The organism is Bacteroidales bacterium, from assembly GCA_023229505.1.
Taxonomy (GTDB): domain Bacteria; phylum Bacteroidota; class Bacteroidia; order Bacteroidales; family JAGOPY01; genus JAGOPY01.
This window is the reverse complement of sequence record JALNZD010000021.1, coordinates 1-22861: the sequence shown is the minus strand read 5'-3', so window position 1 is coordinate 22861 and position 22861 is coordinate 1. Positions and strand designations below refer to the sequence as shown.

Annotated in this window: 15 protein-coding genes; 9 read left to right on the top strand and 6 right to left on the bottom strand. The window is 45.1% G+C overall.

Annotated features, from left to right (window positions below):
- Positions 1-14 precede the first annotated feature (14 nt).
- From M0Q51_09025 to M0Q51_09010, 4 genes are read right to left on the bottom strand one after another with little or no spacing between them, the layout of a single operon-like run.
- Positions 15-1673, bottom strand: a complete 1659-nt coding sequence (locus M0Q51_09025) for a hypothetical protein (protein ID MCK9400118.1) — start codon at positions 1671-1673, stop codon at positions 15-17.
- Between the two features lie 34 nt (positions 1674-1707).
- A complete protein-coding gene (locus M0Q51_09020) occupies positions 1708-2865 on the bottom strand; it encodes a DUF4249 domain-containing protein (protein MCK9400117.1) in 1158 nt (385 codons plus the stop codon).
- Entirely contained in the window at positions 2852-5626 is a 2775-nt protein-coding gene (locus M0Q51_09015) for a TonB-dependent receptor (GenBank protein ID MCK9400116.1), read from the bottom strand. Before M0Q51_09015 ends, M0Q51_09020 begins: the two co-directional genes overlap by 14 nt.
- A 4-nt stretch (positions 5627-5630) precedes the next feature.
- Entirely contained in the window at positions 5631-6320 is a 690-nt protein-coding gene (locus M0Q51_09010) for a hypothetical protein (GenBank protein ID MCK9400115.1), read from the bottom strand.
- 182 nt (positions 6321-6502) lie between these two features.
- Between M0Q51_09010 and M0Q51_09005 the strand changes: the two genes are divergently transcribed.
- From M0Q51_09005 to M0Q51_08975, 7 genes are all read left to right on the top strand, one after another.
- Positions 6503-8827 (top strand): transglycosylase domain-containing protein, encoded by a 2325-nt coding sequence (locus M0Q51_09005; protein MCK9400114.1) that lies wholly within the window; start codon positions 6503-6505, stop codon positions 8825-8827.
- Positions 8828-8885: 58 nt separating this feature from the next.
- Positions 8886-11405, top strand: a complete 2520-nt coding sequence (locus M0Q51_09000) for an ATP-binding protein (protein ID MCK9400113.1) — start codon at positions 8886-8888, stop codon at positions 11403-11405.
- Positions 11406-11419: 14 nt separating this feature from the next.
- Positions 11420-12763, top strand: coding sequence for a sigma-54 dependent transcriptional regulator (locus M0Q51_08995; GenBank protein MCK9400112.1), 1344 nt, complete (start codon positions 11420-11422; stop codon positions 12761-12763).
- Between the two features lie 200 nt (positions 12764-12963).
- Positions 12964-14595: an ice-binding family protein gene (locus M0Q51_08990; protein MCK9400111.1), complete on the top strand. Its 1632-nt coding sequence runs from the start codon at positions 12964-12966 to the stop codon at positions 14593-14595.
- Positions 14596-14704: 109 nt separating this feature from the next.
- A complete protein-coding gene (locus M0Q51_08985; protein MCK9400110.1) occupies positions 14705-17023 on the top strand; it encodes an Ig-like domain-containing protein in 2319 nt (772 codons plus the stop codon).
- A gap of 10 nt (positions 17024-17033) precedes the next feature.
- Positions 17034-19175: an outer membrane beta-barrel protein gene (locus M0Q51_08980; GenBank protein ID MCK9400109.1), complete on the top strand. Its 2142-nt coding sequence runs from the start codon at positions 17034-17036 to the stop codon at positions 19173-19175.
- Positions 19176-19474: 299 nt separating this feature from the next.
- Positions 19475-20422 (top strand): hypothetical protein, encoded by a 948-nt coding sequence (locus M0Q51_08975; GenBank protein ID MCK9400108.1) that lies wholly within the window; start codon positions 19475-19477, stop codon positions 20420-20422.
- Positions 20423-20488: 66 nt separating this feature from the next.
- Here M0Q51_08975 and M0Q51_08970 read toward each other — a convergent pair whose 3' ends face one another.
- Together M0Q51_08970 and M0Q51_08965 are read right to left on the bottom strand one after the other, a co-directional pair.
- Positions 20489-20701 (bottom strand): hypothetical protein, encoded by a 213-nt coding sequence (locus M0Q51_08970; protein MCK9400107.1) that lies wholly within the window; start codon positions 20699-20701, stop codon positions 20489-20491.
- Positions 20701-21162, bottom strand: a complete 462-nt coding sequence (locus M0Q51_08965; protein ID MCK9400106.1) for a hypothetical protein — start codon at positions 21160-21162, stop codon at positions 20701-20703. The genes M0Q51_08970 and M0Q51_08965 overlap by 1 nt, the downstream gene beginning before the upstream one ends.
- Before the next feature lie 299 nt (positions 21163-21461).
- Between M0Q51_08965 and M0Q51_08960 the strand changes: the two genes are divergently transcribed.
- On the top strand, positions 21462-22364 hold the full coding sequence (locus M0Q51_08960; protein ID MCK9400105.1) for an aldo/keto reductase: 903 nt from the start codon (positions 21462-21464) through the stop codon (positions 22362-22364).
- A 105-nt stretch (positions 22365-22469) separates the two neighbouring features.
- Positions 22470-22742: a DUF3010 family protein gene (locus M0Q51_08955; protein ID MCK9400104.1), complete on the top strand. Its 273-nt coding sequence runs from the start codon at positions 22470-22472 to the stop codon at positions 22740-22742.
- The last annotated feature ends 119 nt before the right edge of the window (positions 22743-22861 follow it).

The following is a 22861-nucleotide window of genomic DNA, read 5'->3' as shown; positions in this document are numbered from 1 at the left end:
AGATGTCATCTCTTTTAATCGGCAATTACCTCAAACTCCTCCCTGACAATAACATCTTTTCCTGACTCGCCCATTCCACATAGCAGAATGATGTATTTTCCCGGTGTGTCGGGGGCGGTGAAAAAAATATCCGTGGAACCTATATCATTGGTTTGAACATCGGGGTCCCAGTAAACGGTGTTGCGGGAATCGGGATGGTTAACGGGTAACGGACCCGCAGGAATGTTTCCGGAACACTCTTCCAGGAATTTGTAATCGATAAATGTGCCGGATTTAGGGAGGTCGATGCCGGCAAAGTCATTTTTCCTGGACACAAAGCTGATGATCCCACCGTATGTTATGTTTCCTTTAATATAGGGTGAGTTCACCAGTTCGATCCGGTCCAGTCCAGCTGGTGAAATGGCCAGAACCCGGTCTATATCATCCACGGCAACCCAGTCGATCAGCACCAGTGGATCATAGATCGTCATCTCAGCACGGGTTGTGTAAAACCTGAAATGTTTCTTTTCCTGGCTTTTAATGACCTTCAATGCGACCAGGTTTTCATTGAAGTACTCTTCTAATGTTGGCAGGTCGATATAGGTTTCCATAACCAGGATATCCGTTGGCTCACCGTAAAAAGGTTTTCCATATTGCTCCGGACCGGTTTTGCCGGATACCGTATCTTTCCGGAATACAGATGTGATCTTTTGATTGACTGCCAGCTTATATGCGGTTTCTTTCTCTTTTTCCGTAAGATGAAATACAGGTGAAGGCAGGTTTACAGGCCGTGGGCAAAAATCATTTTCGATATAAATCGCCGGTGAATTGCCCGGGATATTCTCTGCGCAAAGGAAAATATCACGGTTCCCTGTATATCCGGGTAATGCGAAAAAATACTGCCCGGATGAATCGGTCCGGATTGCCATAACGTCCTTATCACCAATGATCGAAAGATTTACTATAGCGCTTATGACAGGCTTACCGGTTTCTTTTTCCAGCAGTCTTCCTGTAAGAGATATTCCCCGGGTCTCAGGATAATACTGAAAATTACCGGGAGAATTAGTGATCATTTTTTCTGTTAAAGGCTTTGCCCCATGAGCAAATTCCGGGAATACCGAGATGCATAACTTCATCTGAAGTCCTTTCACCGTGCTTCCGGCTATCTTAAGGGTGATATTCTCACGGCTTGAATATTTATTTTTATCTGGTGTAATACTCAATGGCAGATCAGGTTGCTGATCATTTTTAATCTTGTCAGGAGTATTTGAATTATCAACATCCTCAACGCCGGTATTCACTTCGGATTTATATGGATTGATGATTTTCAGCATGGTATAATGATAGCCATCAGTACCGCCATTTCGCATGAAGCGGGTGTATGATTTCAGGTAATAAATACCCGTAATGGTCTCTTCAGGTATCTGAAGGCAGCCTTGCGCAGATGAATTCATTACAGGATATTTTCCCCCGGCTATACGGTTCCCTTCAGGTGTGATCAGTTCACAATACAAGATCCGGCTGAATTCATTGCCAGCGGTGACTTGCTCATTAATAACGAGTGCGGAAAAAAGAATTTTCTCCCCGGAAATATACATGGTCCGGTCAATGCAAATATTTACCCTTTCCCAAGCTGAGACGACAGTGGTATCCTGTGATTTCAGCCCCGTGGAGACGGAAATCAAAGTTGACATCAACAGACAATATGCGATAAATGGTTTTTTCATGCTATTGCGGCCAGAAATCAGGTTTTGTTGTTGTCCCGCCCATCTTACGGCAGTCGACACACTGATCATCCAATATCAGTAATTCACCAGCCTCAGTATAATAGTAATAAACCGGATATGTCCATTTTTTAAAACCCGCCCAGCCTGTCATTGGCAGTGGACCTTCATGGCAATAGTCTGAGAAGTCCAGTTCCAGGCCTTCTATGTCCTTATAAAAATATCTTTTAGAGGACTCCGAGGTGGCATAAAAAATTCCCAGCACCTCCTTGTCAGGATTGGTGAGGTTGAGCAGGTTTCCTTTGATGGCCAGCGGTTGTTTTTCATAAAGCCCTCCAAAACCTTCGCTGTTAATACGAACCTGTTCCCAGAAATTATAAGCACCAGCACTCAGCGATTGCTGGCTGATCAGGATACTGTAAAGGATTCCAAGCCTCGATGAAGTATGGCCGTCGACAAATTGCAGTGGGTATTTCTCGAAAACATTCTGTGAAAGGGTCTTGGTGGAAAGGGCATAAACATTTTTCACCAATGCATTAGCCCAGCAAACCATATGGGAATAATCAGGCGGAATGATCTGGTGAAATTTCCCGTCATAATAATATTCCGCGGGACGGGCAGCATGGAACTCCCAGGTCTGCGCTATTTCCCACCGGTAATTTCTGCACTCAAAATCTGCGGCATTCAGGTCCACATAAAATTGCAAGCCCCGCAAATAAACGGACGGATCGGAAGTGGGAATATCTTCAAGGATATAATAAACGGAATCCAATAGTGCGCCTTGCATCAGCGTATCAAATGACGATTCAATCGTTTCGGCTTCAGGAGTGTGTACAGTTACCTTGTAAGATGTGCCCGGAATCAAATATTCCTTATCAAACCATGCCCGGTAACTGCCAGGCTTATCCTCAGGCATGGGGAAGACATTTCCTTTATTATCCAGGATATTCACCATGCAACCCGACACCGGGCTATACACCGGGTTTTCGATGGGCGATGATAAGGAGACATTGACCTCCTGCCATCCTTCTATATCAGTTATCATCCCGGAAACGACGTACATATTCTCTGCACTGCTCCCGATTCGCGGATCGAAAGGCTTGATGCAGGCGAACATCAGCAACAGGGTCAATATCGGGAAAATGTTCTTAATCTGCTGCATAATTTCCAAGTTTGAACATCCAGGTGATCGTAAAAATTGGCACGCCGATGACAGCGTATTGGTAACTCTTAATCTTACCATTTTCCAGTTTAAAGTATACAGAATATGGATTATCCCGTCCCGTAGCATTATATAAGCTGAATATTAATGAATGATGAAGAAGTTTGTTTCTTTTCAGGTTTCCTTCGATGGTTAGCGAGAGGTCGACCCTGAAATAGTCGGGTATCCGGTATTCGTTGCGATCGGAATAATCCACATATGGGACCAGGTTGATATAGTAAACCGAAACCGGGTAAGTAACCGGCCGGCCGGTCTGGTATGTAACGACCCCGGAGGCAGTCAACCTTCGGCTGAAATGGTAATTGATCACCGTATTCAGCACATGCGGGATATCGTAATTCGCCGGATAGGCCAGCCCACCGTTAATGCGCTCCCACGGCAGGTCGCCGTCTACTTTTACGATTGACCGGGAATAGGTATAAGCCAGCCATCCCTCGAGCCGGCGGCCATTGCGCCGAAGGAGGAATTCTATGCCGTAAGCATTTTGATTTCCGGGTAAAACAGTGGTTTCTACGAGCGGGTTGTTGAGGAAGTCGGCCCCGTCAATAAATTCAGGGTAATCGGTAATCTTCTTGTAATAGAATTCAAGGGAGGTTTCCCAGCCGAGCAGGGGAAAGGTACGGAAAACCCCCGCAGATACCTGGCTGCTCATGGCTGGCGGAAGATAGTAATCAGCCATTATCCATTGGGCGTTCGGTGCAATGGCAATAGTATTGTTCAGCAGGAAGAGGTTTTGGTGCATCTGGTTGAAGGCGACTTTTATCGTCCCGTTTGCATCCGTCCGGATATTCACGGCAGCCCGGATATCCGGCTCGAAATACCATTTGATCGCCTGTCCTTTGGAAAAATTCAAGGTGTCGTCTATGTAACGGATGTCTTTTGGAAACCCGGGTTTGTAAGTATAGACTGATGACGGACCGAGTGGATTGAAAAGTGTCAGGCGGAGTCCGGCGGTGATGTTAAGCCATGGAAGGACATCCCAAACATCGGAAAGGTAAACTGCGCTTTCTACCCCCTGCTCTTCACCTAGTAAGACCGGCGTTCTGAGTGAATTTCCCCCATAAGGTCTGACAGTCCCGCGGTCAAGCATATACAGTGTCACATTACCACCATATTCCAGGGTGTTTTTATCATTGAGGTCGTGAATGAAATCTGCTGTACATCGGTAATCGCCAATTTTAAAGGAATGCTGGTATGCTGTGGGCTCTTCCTGCTGATCGATGGTGCTAAAGGAATATTGCGCGGCTGTGAGGGCAAACTCTCCCCTCAGGGAGGTGCTGTAATTATGGCTGAAATTAACCGATGCACCGCTATTGGTGTATTTATAAGAGTTGATGTCCGAAAGCCGGAATTCATCCCGGCTTTGATAACCAAAGAAAGATAACTGGCTTTTCCTGAAATCATAATTCCAGGAAGCGGAGAAATCACTGAAGGCGGCATTACTGTTGCGGATTACCGGATCGTTGATCTGTCGGAGGATCCAGTCGGAATAGAGATGGCGGGCACTTACCAGGAAAGAGCTGGTATCTTTCTTTAAAGGCCCTTCCACCGATAAGTTGGCTGCTACGGGGCTTACCCCGCCATGAGCGGTAAAACGCTTGCGGTTTCCTTGCCGAGCGATAATGTTGAAGACCGAGCTGAGACGGCCGCCATACTGGGCAGGAATATGTCCTTTATAAATGGAGAAATCTTTGATAATGTCTGCATTAAATGCAGGGAAGAAACCGAAGAGGTGAGAGGTGTTATAAATCGGTATCCGATTGATATAGAAGGCGTTTTGATCATAATTTCCGCCACGGACGTTTAATCCGGCCGAGCCTTCACCAACGGTAACAATCCCTGGCAGCAACTCCGCAATTTTCAGGATATCGCGTTCTCCCATCATGGTTGGGATCTCCTTGATCGCCTTGGCAGAGATCTTTTCCAATCCGGGGTCTGTAGTACGGATGTTCATTTGCCGGTCGCCTAAGACCACCACCTCCTTCATCTGGATGACAATCTTTTTCATTTCGATGCTGAAATCGCCGTCAGACAGCACTTCCAGCTGGTATTTCCTTGTCTCCAGTCCCATATAAGCAAAGACCGCCGTATAACTGCCAGGCTTGATGACCATGGAGAGAAATCCGTTTTGGTCAGTGGCGGTTCCGCTTTTCAAATCCTCGATGAACATGGTGGCACCTATCACCGGCTCACCGGTCTGCTGTTCTGTGATCCTGCCACGGATGGTAACCATGGATTTGGTTCCGTTTAGTCCTTTCTTGCCAATTTGCATTGTCTGGGTCACATCTGCCTTCCGCCCGGTCATGTATCGCTCTTCACTCTGTGTCAGGGATTTTTCCCCTGTCGCCAGCGTATTGTCCTGTTCCTGCCCTGTTTCAAAACGGGGTAATTCCGGCAGAAGCTTTTCTCCCGGAAGCAAAACCAGGTCATTATTCCAGGTGGATACCTGCAGGCTGGTACCCTTCAGGGCCAATTCAGCCGCAGATTTGACGCTGATATCATCAGCATCAATTGTAACGGTTAATCCCTTGACCCAGGATTCCTGGTAATATACTTTGACGCCAGATTCGCGGTAAATATATTCGCAGAACTCAGGGAATGGCAATTTGCTGAAATGACAGGATATAAGTGTGTCGGGTCTTGTAGCAGGTGCAGGATAACTGGTAAAAAACAAGTTTATGAACAGCAGTAATTTCGTCACTTCATTATAAATTACCAATATAGTTGATGAGTTCGGTCATAGTCTTGTCGGAGGCATTCTTTATCCTGATATTGTTTTCGTGCATATAATTCTTAATCTCCGGCACAAGCCCGGGGTCAAAGAGGGAAATCAGGCTTCGCTTATTCCTGAATGGATGGAGTTGGTCACCTATGAGCACATACTTGCTCTTCAAGGGAAGGGTGAAGGTAAAGTTTTTAGCTCCATATGTGGCATCCAGCTTCAGGTCTTTTCGCCAATAGTATAAAATAAAAAGGGGGCCATCGCCTAAAATCTGGTAAAAACGTTGGTTATTTTTAAAGCTCAGGTTTTGAAATTCCAAATTCCCCAGGCGGAAACTTTCCAGCCAGGCTTTTGAAATCTCTATGATATTGAATGTGCCTGTTTCATTGATATATTGGAACAGGAGTTGCTGGTTATAAATGTCATAATTCAGGGCGATTCCTTCGAAGTATTCTCCCTTGATGGTCACATCTCCGATCAAATAATCCGGGGAAAGGAGGAACTGGTTTCCCCCGGTTCCCGGAGGCAGGAAATAGGCATATTTTTTCCCGTTATGCAGCAACGGATCCAGTCCATATACCCGGTCCATATCACTCGCGGCATCCTGGGATATCAGGTTGACTGAAAATGAGAAAAGAATAATAACTAATAATGAGCGCATTATGCTTTTCATCCTTGATCTTTACACAGGGGTCAATAATCGGGTTTAAAGATAGCGGAATATTCTGATTAGGAAGGATTATTTATTTGCGGATTGCGGGTTTGGGGATACGGGTTGTCTTTTCCATTGGGGGGGGGAATCACAATATATACTTTTTTTTGTAGTTTTATCATTAGCCTTTCGGGAAAAATGATATGCCAGGCAAATCTAAAAAACGTATCGGGAGAAAATTGTGGAAACTGCTGTTTGCGGCGGTTTTGATCCTCGTTGTAGCGTTGATGCTTTTCCTGGGCTCCATCAGGCTGGGTTTCTTTGGTGCATTGCCCGGCATGGAAGAACTAATAAAGCTGGAATCACACACCGCGGCACGGATCCTGGCATCCGACGGGGAGCTGCTGGGCCTTTACTACTTACAAAACCGCACCCATACCGACCTGTCGAAACTGCCAGGGCACCTGGTAAATGCTCTCATCGCCACTGAAGATGCCCGTTTTTACCGCCACCATGGATTTGATCTCCGCGGAATGCTTAGGGTGCTTGTTAAATCCTTACTCTTAGGGGACCGCAGTTCAGGCGGGGGCAGCACAATCAGTCAGCAACTGGCTAAGAACCTTTTTCCCAGGAAAGACTTTGGCATACTTACTCTCCCCGTGGCCAAGGTCCGGGAACTGCTTATCGCCCGGAGGCTGGAAAAAATCTATTCCAAGAGCGAACTCCTGGAGCTTTACCTCAATACAGTGACGTTTGGCGAAAATACATATGGCATTGAAACTGCTTCCTTGACTTTTTTCTCAAAAAATCCAGGGAGCCTCAACGTGGAAGAATCAGCATTGCTGGTTGGCTCATTGAAGGCCAGTGCCACCTACAATCCCCGGCTGAATCCCGAAGCAGCCCGCGAAAGAAGGGATGTTGTGCTGAGGCAGATGTATAAATACGATTACCTGGATAAGCAGCAGCTCGACTCCCTGCAAAAAATACCGGTATTGCTCAGATACATGAAACTGGACCACATCAGCGGCCCCGCACCTTATTTCAGGGAATACATCCGCCAGGAAGCCGGGAAGATTTTAGAAGAGGTAGGCAGCAGAACCGGAACACACTATAATCTATACACCGACGGGCTTACCATACAAACCACCCTTAACCTCGATCTTCAGCGACATGCGGAAAAATCAATTCAGGAACATTTTTCCCTTCTTCAAAGGGCTTTCAGGGAAAATTGGGCAGGGCGTGAGCCCTGGCACAAGGATATTTCGCTGGCTTCATTACAGATCACGCAAAGCCAGGCTTATCAATCCCTGAAAACGACCGGGCTGGATCACCAACAGGCCCTGGAGGCCATGAAACTTCGGCGTCCTTCCAAAGTTTATACCTGGCAAGGTGTCCGAGATACTTTAATTTCTCCCCTCGATTCCATTTTGTATCATTTTGAAATGCTGCAGTGCGGGCTGGTGGCTGTTGACCCGGCTACAGGAGCCTTGCTGGCCTGGGTGGGTGGGGATGATTATGGTTTTTTTAAATACGATCACGTGACTGCACACCGGCAAACAGGCTCCACTTTTAAGCCGGTGGTATATGCCGCAGCCCTGGAACAGGGCATAGATCCCTGTAAACTCTACCCGGCCGAAGCGGAGACATATGATGAATATGAAGGTTGGACCCCGCGCAACTTTGACAACAACTATGATGGTTTTTATTCCTTGCAGGGGGCCCTTGTCCATTCGGTTAATACGGTCAGCGTGAAGATCCTGATGGAAGCCGGTATCGGGGAAGTAACAAATCTGGCTAAACAACTGGGCATCACCTCGTCGCTGCCCCAATCGCCGTCGCTGGCATTGGGTTCAGCCGATGTCTCCCTGCTGGAAATGACCGCTGCTTACGCTGCTTTCCTGAACAAGGGTATACCCATCATACCATATGCCATTGAAAAAATCACTGACCGCAATGGTAAAATCATTTACCAGGCCTTACATCTACCGGACATCCAGCCGGTGATATCACCCTCAACTGCCGAAACTGTTACCGGCATGCTGGAAGCTGTCGTGGAACGCGGCACTGCTTCTTCCCTGCGTACCACATGGGACTTGAAAAATGCCCTGGCTGGAAAAACAGGGACTACCCAGGACCAGGCAGATGGATGGTTCATCGGGATGACCCCGTCGATGGTCATTGGGGTCTGGGCAGGTGGCGACAGCCCGGTTGTGCGTTTCCGGAGCGGATCCCAGGGGGTAGGCGCTAATACCGCCTTGCCGGTCTTCGCAAGGATCATACGGAAAATGAACCGTGACGTGACCTTGAAGCAATATGTCCAGGGAGATTTCCGGATTTCTGAAGAAACAAGGGAAATGCTCAATTGCCAGGACTTTACCGAAAGGAGGTGGTGGAGAATTAACGCTAAACATGATAAAAAAAACCCACCTCCGAAAAAATATTCCCCTCCTCCCCAGGACAGGCAAAATGAGTCGGGAGTTAAAAAATTCTTTAAGAAGGTCTTTGGCGGCAAAGACAGTAGAAAATAAGAATTCCCGATTTTTTTTCGTACTTTAGACCTTTTACAGATCCGAAAGATAAATATTGATGAATGCCAGGGTTAATATGCCGGGAAAAAAAGCCAGGGAGTCTCACTCCTACGAGATCATTGTCTCGATTACCCTCTTGCTGGTATTCGTCCTGGTGATCGTGACCGGGATATTATCTTACCTGCGGTTGGACCACATCATCGAGACGGTGAACAAGGGGAGCCGCCCCGACCGCAAGCTACTGCTGGTCAAAGAGATTTACAATGACCTTTCGGAAGCAGAGAACAGCGTGAAATCCTATTCCCTTACCCGGAGCGAAGACTACTTATCAAGGTTTTACCAGCTCACCGATATCACCGGTAACCATTTCGAGGACCTGAAGAAACTCGTCTCTCCCGGAGATACTATGACTGTATTTATAGATATGCTCGATGGACTGGTCGAGCAGAAATTCGTGATCCTCGACAGGCTGCTGGTCATTCAGGATGAATTCAGGGTTCAACAGGCCATGAACCGTGTGATGCAAAGTATCCAGGACCAGGAAAAAGAAACTTTCAGGATGATTAAAACCGATACGTTAATTGTCGTTGCACCGTTGAGAAAGGATACTATCCAATCAAAGCAGGTGAAGAAGGAGAATTTCTTTGCCCGGCTTTTTCGCAGGAATAACCGGAAAAAAGAAGTTGCGGCCGATACCTTTTCGGAAATGGGTTCTATCATCACAACACCCGTTCCGGTATCTTCCCCTGCTCCAACCCTCGAGAAAATAAGCAGCCAGGTAAAGGTAGTCCAACTGGAAGCCCTGGCCAGGGAGAAGGTGCTGAGACAGGAGGAATGGGATTTGTTCCAACAGGACAGGCTTATCATGGAACGGATAAAAGAGCTGTTGGCCGTTATGGAAGCCCTGGAAGCTGCCCGCCTGGCCTCAAGTAACAAGAATGCCGAAAGAAAAGCCGGGGAAATCAAGTTCATCACCATCGCCTTTGTACTGGCCGCCTCCCTTTTGCTGCTCCTGGCTGCCCTGGTGATTTATAGCTATGTCAGGAAAAACTATGAATACCGCAGGGTAATGAAGAACGCCAGGGACCAGGCCGAAGAACTTGCCAGGGCAAAGGAACGCTTCCTGGCCAATATGAGCCACGAAATCAGGACGCCTATGAACATCATTTCAGGATTTACAGGCCAGTTGCTGGGAAGCCGGCTGGATCCGGACCAGCGGGAACAACTCGGGATGGTGAAAAAATCATCCGATCACTTGCTGCAGATCCTGAACGACTTGCTGGATCTTTCCAGGCTTCAGGCCGGTAAGATGGAACTGGCCGAAACCGGTTTCAGTCTCCCGGAGATCATCAGGGATATGCAACTCTGGCTGGAGCCGGCAGCGAAGAAAAAAAATATCATCCTGTTATCATATGCCGATGCTGCCCTTCCTCCATATGTCCTTGGTGACCCAGTGCGGACCCGGCAGATCCTGTTTAACCTTGTCGGTAATGCCATCAAATTCACCGATACCGGCGAGGTCAACCTTAGGGCATACCCCGACGGGAACATCGGCGACAAGACCCTGATCGTCTTTGAGGTGACCGATACCGGCATTGGCGTCAGCGAGAATGATCTGGAAAAGATATTTGAAGAGTTTGAACAGGGTTCGGAAACAAACAGGAGAAATTCAGAGGGGACAGGATTGGGTCTGGCTATTACCCGAAGACTGGTTAACCTGCTGGGAGGAAACATTACTGTCGAAAGCAGCCCTGGTAAAGGATCATCCTTCAGGGTAAGCATTCCATTCCGAAATACTTTGCCTGACCCCGTTTCCATATCTATGGAGCCGGTTCCCCTGGCAGCATCGCTGAATGGCCTACGTGTGCTGGTCGTAGATGATGAGGAGTACAACCTTCGGTTGATGATGACTATCCTGCGGAAATATGGTTGCGTGGTCACAGAGGCCAGAAACGGGGAAGAATCGCTGACCCTGGTTGATCAACAGACTTTTGATCTCGTGCTGATGGATATCCGCTTGCCAGGGATGAGCGGGACAATAGCTGCACGGGAAATAAAGGAGCGGTCGGATGAGAAGGGAAGGATCCTACCCCTCATAGCGGTCAGCGCAGCCATAACCACCGGCGACCTGGAAGAATTCCACAAAAGTGGGATGGACGATTTTATCCCCAAGCCATTCGAGGAAGAACAGCTGGTGAAAGCCATCTTATCTGTCATGACTCATCAGTCGCCGCTCCCGATTTATGATCTATCGCCCCTGAAAAAGACCAGTGAAGGGAATATGGTATTTTTCAGGGAAATGGTGGAACTTTTCCTGAAGGATACTGCTGAGGGACTGGCATTGCTCAGCGGTCACCTGGGAAAGAAAGAATGGGAAAAAGCGGCGGATATGGCCCATAAGATCAGCTCTCCATGCCGTCACCTGAAAGCAGACCGGCTATATGGATTGCTGAAGGACGCCGAACAACGGTTGCGTGCTCCCGGTGAGCCTCTGCCTGTGGCAGACCTTATCAGTCTGGCGCAAAGGGAGTTTGAGCTGATCAGGGCAGATATTGAGGCCAGAAACGATATAAAATGAACAATTCGTAAGCTATGCAGGAAGAACATTTCACCATTTACGTTGTGGAGGACAACGACTGGTACAACCGGTTGCTGGTTCACCACCTGACCATGAACCCGGAGTTCCAGGTCAGGAGTTTTTTCACCGGGAAGGATTTGCTGAGCCACTTGCATGAGCGGCCGGATGTCATCACCCTTGACTACCGCCTGCCCGATGTGAAAGGTTCCGACCTGCTGCGGAAGATCAGGGATTTTGATGACGGGATCGAAGTGATCGTGATCTCCGAGCAGGATGATATCCAGACTGCGATGGACCTCTTGAGGGAGGGGGCATTCGATTACCTCGTCAAAAATGAAGAGATCAGTGAGAGGCTGCACAATACCATCGGCAAGATCAGGAAAAATGCCGGATTAAGAAAGCGTATCCGGGTGCTGGAGCAGGAAGTGGGAAAAAAGTACGATTTCGAAAAGGTGATCATGGGCAGCAGCCCGGTCATGCGGCAGGTCTTCGACATGATGAACAAAGCGGCTTCCAGCAACATTACCGTGACCATTACCGGGGAGACCGGCACGGGCAAGGAGATGGTCGCCAAGGCGGTGCATTACCATTCTGCCCGCAAGGACATGCCATTTGTACCGGTCAACATGAGCGCGATTCCTTCCGAGCTGTTCGAGAGCGAGTTTTTCGGTCATGAAAAGGGTGCTTTCACCGGTGCCGTGGCGCGCCGGAAAGGTAAGTTCGAAGAAGCGCATGGCGGGACCCTCTTCCTGGACGAAATAGCCGATACCGACATCAATTTCCAGCCAAAAATGTTGCGGGCATTGCAGGAGCGCGAGATTACCCGGGTAGGCAGCAACGATACGGTAAAATTCGACTGCCGGATCATTGTAGCCAGCAACCGCAATCTGCAGGAGGAAGTGAAGAAAGGGACATTCAGGCAGGATTTATATTATCGCTTGTATGGATTGCCTATCGATCTGCCGCCTTTACGCGAGCGTGAAAAAGATGTGCTGATCCTGGCCCGTCATTTTATGGAAGCATTCTGTAAAGAAAACCACTGGCCTTCGAAGACCCTCTCCGAAGAGGCAAAAGCCAGGCTGTTGGGCTACCCCTGGCCCGGAAATGTCAGGGAGCTGAAATCGGTAATTGAGCTGGCCATGGTCATGACTTCGGGTAATAACCTGACTGCCCCCGATATCATGCTCAGCCATGCCGACTTCCTGACCGACGTGCTCTCCGAAGAGATGACCCTGAGGGATTATGAACAAAGGATCGTCAGGTTTTATCTCAATAAATATCATCATAACATCAAAGCGGTAGCTGAGAAGCTGGGTATCGGGCAAGCTACCATATACCGCATGTTAAAGGAAACCTGATCCCCTGGTTTCGTTTTATCAAAATGATAGAATCTTCACCATTCTGATAAGTCAAATTTCTTTTTCATTTTTTATTCTGGTTGATAAAGAGCCGGTTAAGTCATTATTACCCGGGCGGCATGGCTTTGGCAATAGCTGTTGGCACGAAAATTAAAATTCTATCAAATAAACATATCATATCATTAAAAGGAGGAAATAAAATGAAAACACAACTACTCAATGCATTAATCGCAGTTATACTGCTTTTGATACCAGTTCTAAATTTTGCACAAGCTCCTCCTCTGGGAACTGTGGCCAATTTTGTCCTCTTCACTTCTGATGGGGCAGTGAGCAACGTAGGTATTTCGCAGCTTACAGGCAATGTAGGCACGAACAACGGTTCCAGCACCGGTTTCGGAAATGTGAACGGTGTGATGCACGACAATGATGGTGCAAGCGCGCAATGTGCAGCAGATTTGCTGATTGCCTACAATCAGTTGAACAGTGCCGTTCCGACTTTCTTTCCTGGACCTTTGCTTGGAAACGGACAGATTCTTAATGCAGGTGTGTACTCCATATCCGGTGCAGCAACGTTGAACTTAGATCTTACTTTAAATGCACAAGGAGATGCGAATGCGCTATTTATTTTTCAGATACAAGGAGCATTTTCCACAAGCGCTTCTTCTAAAATACATTTAACTAATGGAGCATTGGCATGTAATGTATTCTGGAAAGTGGAAGGTCTGGTAAGCATGGCCTCAGGAACTACCATGAGAGGAACTGTTATTGCGAACAACGCAGCAATTAACATGAACACTGGCGACACGCTTGAAGGAAGAGCACTTTCTACAACCGGGGCTGTTACTGTTGACGGAGTGCTGGCCTATACACCCATCGGTTGCGGAAGTCCTATTCTTACAGGACCAACGGCTCCTGCACTTGCTTCCATAGCATGTTATGCCTTATTTTCTTCTGACGGGCCGGTTACAAACACCGGCATAACGTATATTACGGGTGATGTTGGAACGAATGTCGGTTTAACCACCGGCTTCGATCCGCTGTTAGTAACAGGTACTATTCATCCCATTCCGGATGCTTCTACAGCACAATGTGCAGCCGATTTGCTTGATGTCTATAATTATCTGAACACACTGCCTTATGATATTGAGCTGCTGTATCCTGCACAGTTTGGGAACAACCTGGTTCTTACACCACATACTTACCTCATGAACGCTGCTACAATATTTACAGATACGCTTTACCTCAATGCACAAGATAATGCAAATGCTGTATTTGTTATCCAGATAAACGGTGCTCTTTCGACAAGCACTTATTCAAAAGTTCTTTTGATTAACGGAGCGCAGGCAAAAAATGTGTATTGGAAGATCGAAGGCGCAGTGAGCATAAACAACTATTCTGTTTTCTGCGGAACGATAATCTGTAATAACGGCGCTTTGGGGGTACTAAATACAGGGGTTAAACTTGATGGCAGAGCGCTTACAACCACAGGCGCTTTCACGACTACTGCAATTAATGCCGTTGCTACTATGATACCTTCCAATTGTGCACCTGTAAGCGTTCCATCTCTTGATGCAGCAAATACAAATGAAGCAGTTACCATTTACCCGAATCCATTCAGTACATCCATAACCATCATGATAAATGATGCATCGCAAATTAAGGAAGTTGAATTGAGGATATACAATGTTTTGGGAGCAGAAGTGATGAATACAACCCTCACGAAACAATTAACCACTCTTGAAACAAGTAATCTTCCTTCAGGAATTTATTTCTACAAAATAACCGGCAATAATAAAACAATACAATCAGGCAAACTGGTTTCAAAACAGTAAATAATTCAAAAAGCAAAAGCCTACTGCACTATTAAGGTGGGCAACTTTGCCCTTTAAAAATTTATTCACAGCTGTTCCGCCAGGTAGCGGAAATTTAAAAACAAAAAAAATGAAAACAAAAAAATTATTAACAACCCTTGCAATTGTATCAGTTGTTTTAATTGCCGGGTGCAAAAAAGATAAGTTCGTGGAAATCGTTGGAGTGTGCCCTCTTGTGGTATCAACAAGCCCTGTAAATGCTGCTACCGGTGTACCCCTCAACCAGATAATTACGGCAACCTTCAATGAAAAGATGAACCCTGCAACTATCACCCAGGCATCTTTTACTTTACAAGGGGCAACGCCAGTCGCAGGAACCGTTTCGTACGCCGATTCAACTGCATCCTTTACACCTTCCAGCGCCCTTACACCCAACACTATCTATACAGGTAGGGTTGCAACATCGGTTAAAGATTTAATGGGCAATGCCTTACAATCCCAATATGTATGGACATTTACCACTGGATCTATTATTGCTCCCAAGGTGATTTCTACCGACCCGGAAGACAATGCTACGGGTGTAGTCCTAAATAAAAGAATTGCCGCAACCTTTAATATGCCAATGGATCCATTGACTATTAATACGGCAACCTTTACCATAAAACAAGGTACAACGCCAGTCGCTGGAACCGTTTCGTACACAGGTACAACTGCATCCTTTAATCCTTCCGGTAATCTCTTACCAGGTACCACCTATAAGGCAATGATTACCACAGGAGCTAAGAATGTAGCAGGCATACCACTGGCGAATAACTATTTATGGACCTTTACCACCGGATCCATTGTGGCTCCCACGGTGATTTCTACCGACCCGGAAGACAATGCTACGGGCGTAGTCCTAGATAAAATAGTTACCGCAACCTTCAGTGAGCCAATGGATCCATTGACTATTAATACGGCAACCTTTACCATAAAACAAGGTGCAACGCCAGTCACAGGAACAGTTTCGTACACAGGTACAACTGCATCCTTTAATCCTTCCGGTAATCTCTTACCAGGTACCACCTATACGGCAACGATTACCACAGGAGCTAAGAATGTAGCAGGCATACCACTGGCGAATGACTATGTATGGACCTTCATTACCACCGGACCCATTGCGGCTCCCACGGTGATTTCTACCGACCCGGAAGACAATGCTACGGGCGTAGTCCTAAATAAAATAGTTACCGCAACCTTTAATATGCCAATGGACCCGTTGACCATTAATACAACAACTTTTACCATAATACAAGGGGCAACGCCAGTCACAGGAATAGTTTCGTACACAGGTACAACTGCATCCTTTAATCCTTCCGGTAATCTCTTACCAGGTACCACCTATACGGCAACGATTACCACAGGAGCTAAGAATGTAGCAGGCATACCACTGGCGAATGACTATGTATGGAGCTTTACCACCGGATCCATTGTGGCTCCCAAGGTGATTTCTACCGACCCGGAAGACAATGCTACGGGCGTAGTCCTGAATAAAATAGTTACCGCAACCTTCAGTGAGCCAATGGATCCGTTGACCATTACTGAGACATCCTTTACCTTAATGAATGGGGCAGCACCAGTCACAGGAACAATTTACTACACAGGTTCAACTGCATCCTTTACACCTTCCGGTGATCTTTTATCAGATACAGAATATACGGCTACTATTACAACTGAAGCTACGAATCTGGCCGGCATTCCATTGGTGAATGACTATGTATGGAACTTTAGCACCCAAGCAGGTGTAGTTCCGCCAGCTGTTGATCTTGGATCAGTTGACCGGTTCGGTATTATTGCAGGTGTGGGAATCAGCAACAATGCAGGCTTCAGTGAGATTCATGATATGGATGTTGGGATAAGCCCTGGTTTTCGTTCCTCAATTACCGGATTCCCTCCTGCCATCGTAGTGAATGGAGCGATTTATGCCGCCGATGATCCTCCTCCTGTGCCTGCCATGTTAATACAGGCCAAACTAGACCTGACCGCTGCATATCTTTTTGCTGAAGGAGCAACCACCCCGGCACCCGTAACAGTATCGGGCGATCAGGGTGGCTTAACACTTGCCCCTGGCATTTATAAAACAACATCCACACTTTTAATACAGTCGGGCGATCTGACTCTTGATGCTCAAGGTGATGTGAATGCCTTTTGGATTTTCCAGATAGCATCTGACTTTACCACGGTAGGCGGAGCCGGTGGCAATGTTATCCTCATCGGAGGTGCTCAAGCTAAAAATGTCTTTTGGCAGGTTGGCAGCTCAGCAACCATTGGTGACTATACCTCATTTTATGGTAACGTACTGGCCTTAACATCCATAACAATGAATTCACACGCCACTGCGGTGGGCAGAATGCTTGCTATAAATGGCGCAGTAGTGATGACAGATACTAACATAATCAATAAGCCGTAAATAATAAAACATGAAAACTAAAACTAATATTAAAAAGGGATCACGCATGGCGTGGTCCCCTTATAGCCTGCCCATTAAAAGTCTTATTATCAGCGCTTTGATTTTGATCGGTATTCAGGCGCCCCTTCAGGCGCAGGACGCCAAGTTCACGAAACCCTCATGGTGGTTTGGTGCAGCAGCAGGTGCAAATATTAATTTCTATCGCGGCTCCACCTATCAATTAAATTCAGACTTCACCCCTCCTGCTACATTTCATAATGGCCAGGGTGTGGGACTCTATCTAGCACCCCTTGTGGAGTTTCATCGTCCTGACTCAAGATTGGGCGTCATGCTGCAGGCTGGTTACGACAACCGCAAAGGTTCGTTCGAACAAGTAGTTACTCCTTGTAACTGCCCGGCGGACTTATCTACTGATCTTAGTTATATTACAGTGGAACCGAGCTTGCATCTGGCACCATTTAAATCTAATTTTTATTTGTATGGTGGCCCACGTCTGGCTTTCAATCTGGCAAAATCATTCACTTACAAGCAAGGGATCAATCCTGCTTACCCTGAACAAGTGGCCAACCCAGATGTGAATGGGGATTTTAGCGATATGAACAAAACGCTGGTGTCGATGCAAATCGGAGCAGGATATGATATCCCACTCTCGTCACAGAACAAGCATACACAATTTGTGCTCTCGCCTTTTGTTTCTTTTCAACCATATTTTGGTCAATCACCTCGTTCAACTGAAACATGGAACGTGACAACCTTGAGAGCAGGCGCTGCCCTTAAGCTTGGGCGTGGCCGTGAAATTCCAGCATCGGTAAAGGTTGAAGAAAAAGTGCCGGCAAAGGTTGTGGTAATCGAACCTGAAGTCCAGAAACTTGGGCGTGACCGTGAAATTCCAGCACCGGTAAAGGTTGAAGAAAAAGTGCCGGCAGAGGTTGTAGTAATCGAACCTGAAGTCCAGTTTGCTGTTATCGCACCCAAGAACATTCCAACCGGGCAAAGTGTAAGGGAAATGTTCCCACTTCGTAACTACGTGTTTTTCGATCTAGGATCAACTGAAATACCGGATCGTTATGTGATGCTTAGGAAAGATCAGGTGAAAGACTTCAAAGAAGACCAACGGGAATCGTTCAAACCTAAAGATCTCTCAGGTCATTCAGATCGTCAAATGATTGTCTATTATAATGTTCTGAACATCCTTGGTGACCGTATGATGAAAAATCCTTCGACAACCATTAAGTTGGTCGGATCGTCAGAGAAAGGACCGAAAGATGCTCGGGATATGGCTGAATCAATCAAAACCTACCTGGTAAGTGGATTTGGAATTGATGCTTCGAGGATCAGTACCGAAGGTAGGGATAAACCGAATATCCCGTCTGAGCAGCCTGGTGGCACCCGCGAACTTGCCCTCCTTCGTGAGGGAGACGACCGCAGAGTGTCTATCGAGAGCAGTTCACCAATCTTACTTATGGAGTTCCAGAGCGGTCCGAATGCCCCGCTAAAGCCGGTGGAAATATTTGCCGTCCAGGAAGCACCGCCTGAAAGCTATGTTTCTTTCGATGTTGAGGGAGCTGATGAAGCGTTCTCGTCATGGTTGTTGGAAATCAGGGATGAAAATGGAAATGTGCAATACTATGGACCATATACCGAGGAGAAGGTTAGTATCTCAGGAAAATCCATTTTGGGTACCAGACCCGAAGGCGACTACAAGGTGACAATGATAGGTCAGACGAAGAGCGGCAAGACGGTAAAGAAGGAAACTTCCGCACACGTGGTACTTTGGACCCAGCCGAAAAACGAGGAAGTGATGAGATTCAGCATACTGTATGAATTCAATAAATCGAAGGCGATTGCAATGTATGAAAAGTACCTCACTGATATCGTAACACCTATGATTCCTGATGGCGGAACGGTTATTATACTCGGCTATACCGATATTATTGGAGGTGAAACCTATAACCAGGAATTGAGCTTGGCCAGGGCTAATGATGTCAGGAACATTATTGAAAAGGGCCTGTCGAAAGCAGGAAGAAGCGATGTTAAATTTGAAGTATACGGATTCGGTGAGGATGAAAAGTCATCACCTTTTGAAAACAAATTTCCAGAGGAACGCTTTTATAACCGGACAGTTATAATTGATATTATTCTCCGGAAGTAAGAATTATATTTAAAATTTACTTCGTATAAAAACAGAGGCCTATATTATGGCCTCTGTTTTTATTATACCACAGTTCAAGAAATCCTGATCCCAAGGTTTCGTTTTATCAAAATGATAGAATCTTCACCATTCTGATAAGTCAAATTTCTTTTTCATTTTTTATTCTGGTTGATAAAGAGCCGGTTAAGTCATTATTACCCGGGCGGCATGGCTTTGGCAATAGCTGTTGGCACGAAAATTAAAATTCTATCAAATTAACATAACATAATTAAGGAGAAACTAAAATGGAAAATCAAAAAATGGATAAGAAAAAAGTTGCATGGGGCATAAGCCTGATCGTGGTGACACTAATTGCCATATCAGGTATTGTTATTGCCTGGCAGCAGTATGATCAGAAACAGACTTATATGGCTCAGACCACGGAAGAAAAAATTGCCCGGGAAAAAGCTGTAATGTATTCATATGACCGAATAGAAAGCAACCTGGTCAAAATCGGGCAGTATGAAAACATGATCAAGGGGAACATGACCGATGCGGAGAGCAACAGCAGCCTGGGGCCGGAAGAACGGATCCAGCATGAAATCAGCATGATCGAACAGCTGATTAATGAGAATAACCTGCTCATCGCCAACCTGAATAACCAGATTGACGAAAAAGATTCAAGACTGGCCAATTATGCGAAGTCAGTAAAGGATCTCAATGCAAGGGTAGCGGAATATAAGGAAGTAGTGGATGTATTGGTTGCCGAAAAGGTCGCCTTGCAGAGGAACCTTGATGAAACCAACATTGCCAAAAGCAACCTGGAAGTGAAAGTCAATAACCTCGACAATGAAATCACCCAGAAATCGACCGTAATTGAAGACCAGAACCAGCTATTGCTGGAGAAGGAACGCAACCTGCATACCGCTTATTTTACTGTAGGGACTTACAAGTCACTGCGTGACCGGAATATCGTGGAAAAAGACGGAGGATTCCTGGGTATCAACCGGGAGAAGAACCTCTCCAATGGCCTGGACCGTGAAAAATTCCAGGAAATCGACACCCGCGAGGTGACAGAGATCCCGGTAGACGCCAAACGTTGCGAAATCATAACCGACCAGGATCCGTCATCTTACTCGCTGGTTTATGAAAATGATAAAGTAAGCAAGATCAAGATTACCGATGCTGCTAAATTCTGGGGAAAATCCAAGTACCTGGTGGTCGTAGTACGTGAAAGCAATTTTGACGAAACTGCCGATTCCAGGTAATCTATATATCTTCCCCTCCGTTTGGTGGCTGACACCACCGCAAATAAATACGGGAACGCCTTAATTTCAAGGCGTTCCTTTTTTATTGAAAGAAAGCCACCACAACCATCCACAAAGGAATCCTGTGGCTATTAGCCCCATAACATTCACCCAGATTGGCAATGAGCAGCCTGCGATGACCACGGATGCGCCTGTGATGATTCGTAATAAATGGAACACTGAAACTAATCCGAAGATGGTTCCAGCGATGCGGAGAGCAAAGTTTTTTTCTGTTTTCATTATTTCATATTTATTGATTTCCACCATATTTTAATTTCCTGAGATCTCAAATTATCATTTTTACTACAATTCCACACACCTTGAAAATAAGGTTCATTCTTTCTATATGAATCAATTAAGTTCATTGCCTGACCGCCAAGTGTTGAATAATCATCAACTGGAAGATAGGATGAATAAACTTTGATAACACATTTGCATCTTTCTGTTGAATCAATAAACTGCATAAAATATTTAACATCATTAAGTTGAACCCAATTTTTTGGAACGTCGAAACTAACTGTAATAAACCAAACTCCTTTTGCTGTGTCCGAGTCATATTTTAATATGGAAAATAATTGTTTTGGAGTAATTGTATGTAAATCGAAAGAATACTGGAGCGTATCAACAAGGTGTCGTTCCTGAGAAAATGTATGACTCTGAAACACAGAAATGAAAACTATTATTCCTAATGCATACTTCATAGCTTATTTAAAATTGGCGCCGACTTTCATGTGCCTGCTATCGCCATGGTTCAAATAATAAACCTTAAAGATACGAAAATTACCGCCCGATTTACAAATACACAGCGTTTCAGCGATGAAGATAACAATAGAGCCAGAAAGGATGCCGTGTACGATCCGTTGGATAATTTGGATATATGATATAAAACCTTTAATTTTAAAGGCATGAAACCAGCCAGGTTAGATAGCATTAATCCGTGGGAAGATTCAGGTTTGGTTAGCCAGACGTTATCACCAATTAATCATAATAAACTATGAGAATGAATAAAATAAAACTTACAAAGGATTTGGAATTTTCACGAATAGTTCATGGACATTGGAGATTAGCTGACTGGAAAATGTCAAATCAGGAATTATTAAAATTAACCGAGCAAACAATTGAATTAGGTGTAACAACATTTGATCATGCAGATATCTATGGAAATTACAGCTGTGAAAAATTATTTGGAGATGCTATAATTTTGAAAAAAGGCCTTCGCAAAAATATCGAAATAATTACGAAGTGTGGTATTAAATTGATATCAGATAAGTTTCCTGGCCAAAAACTAAAGTATTACGATTATAGTTTTGATCATATTGTTTCTTCCGTTGACAATTCTTTAAAAAACTTTAGAACTGATTATGTAGATTTACTTTTACTTCATCGTCCTGCTCCATTCTTTAATCCTGAAGAAGTTGCTAAGGCATTCTCTTATTTGAAAAGAAATGGAAAAGTATTACATTTTGGCGTTTCTAATTTCAACTCACTGCAGTTTGAAATGCTAAATGCTTACACTGATGAAAACCTCGTAACTAATCAGGTGGAAATATCTCCGTACTGTTTAGAACATTTTGAAAATGGAAACATCGATTATTTTCTAAAAGAAGAAATAAAACCTATGGCATGGTCTCCTTTGGCTGATGGTAAACTTATTAACCCGAAAGAAGAAAAAGGACAAAGAATACTTCGTATACTATTAGAAGTTGCTGAAGAGTTAAGTGTCAATACTATAGATAAAATTATTTATAGTTGGTTATTAAATCACCCTGCCTCAATTATCCCAATTGTCGGAACCAGTAAAATTGAACGTATAAAACATGCTATAGAAGCATTAAATATTGACATGAGTTTAGAGCAATGGTATAAAATATATACTGCTTCAATGGGAACAGAACTACCTTAGCCTATTTATAATAAAGTCATTTAAACTAGTGGTAACAAAAATAAACTGCATTAAAACGCTGTTTATTTCAGGCGTCGGATCAATTAAAACAAACACCACTGCAAGATGAAAGTAATCGGTATCGACATTGACAAAACAAAAGCAATTTTCTATGGTCTTGAAAAAGATGCAGACGGAAACATTATTAATTTAACGGGCGACTTCAGGTATCTTACTTTAAATAACGACACAGACAACTCAAAAGTCAGAGAGTTTCGATCAACTGTTCACTCTTTTTTTGATGACATAAATCCTGATAGAATTGCAATATTAAAAAGACAAACAAAAGGACGCTTTAAATCTGCACCATTGTCTTTTAAAATTGAAGGACTTATATAATACTCCCCAAAATTCAGACCACTGGTTAAGTTGAAAAAAGTCTAATTTTAACAGTGGTATTATGAAAGCAAAAAGAAGAAAATTTACGTCGGCCTTTAAGGCCCGGGTAGCCATTGAAG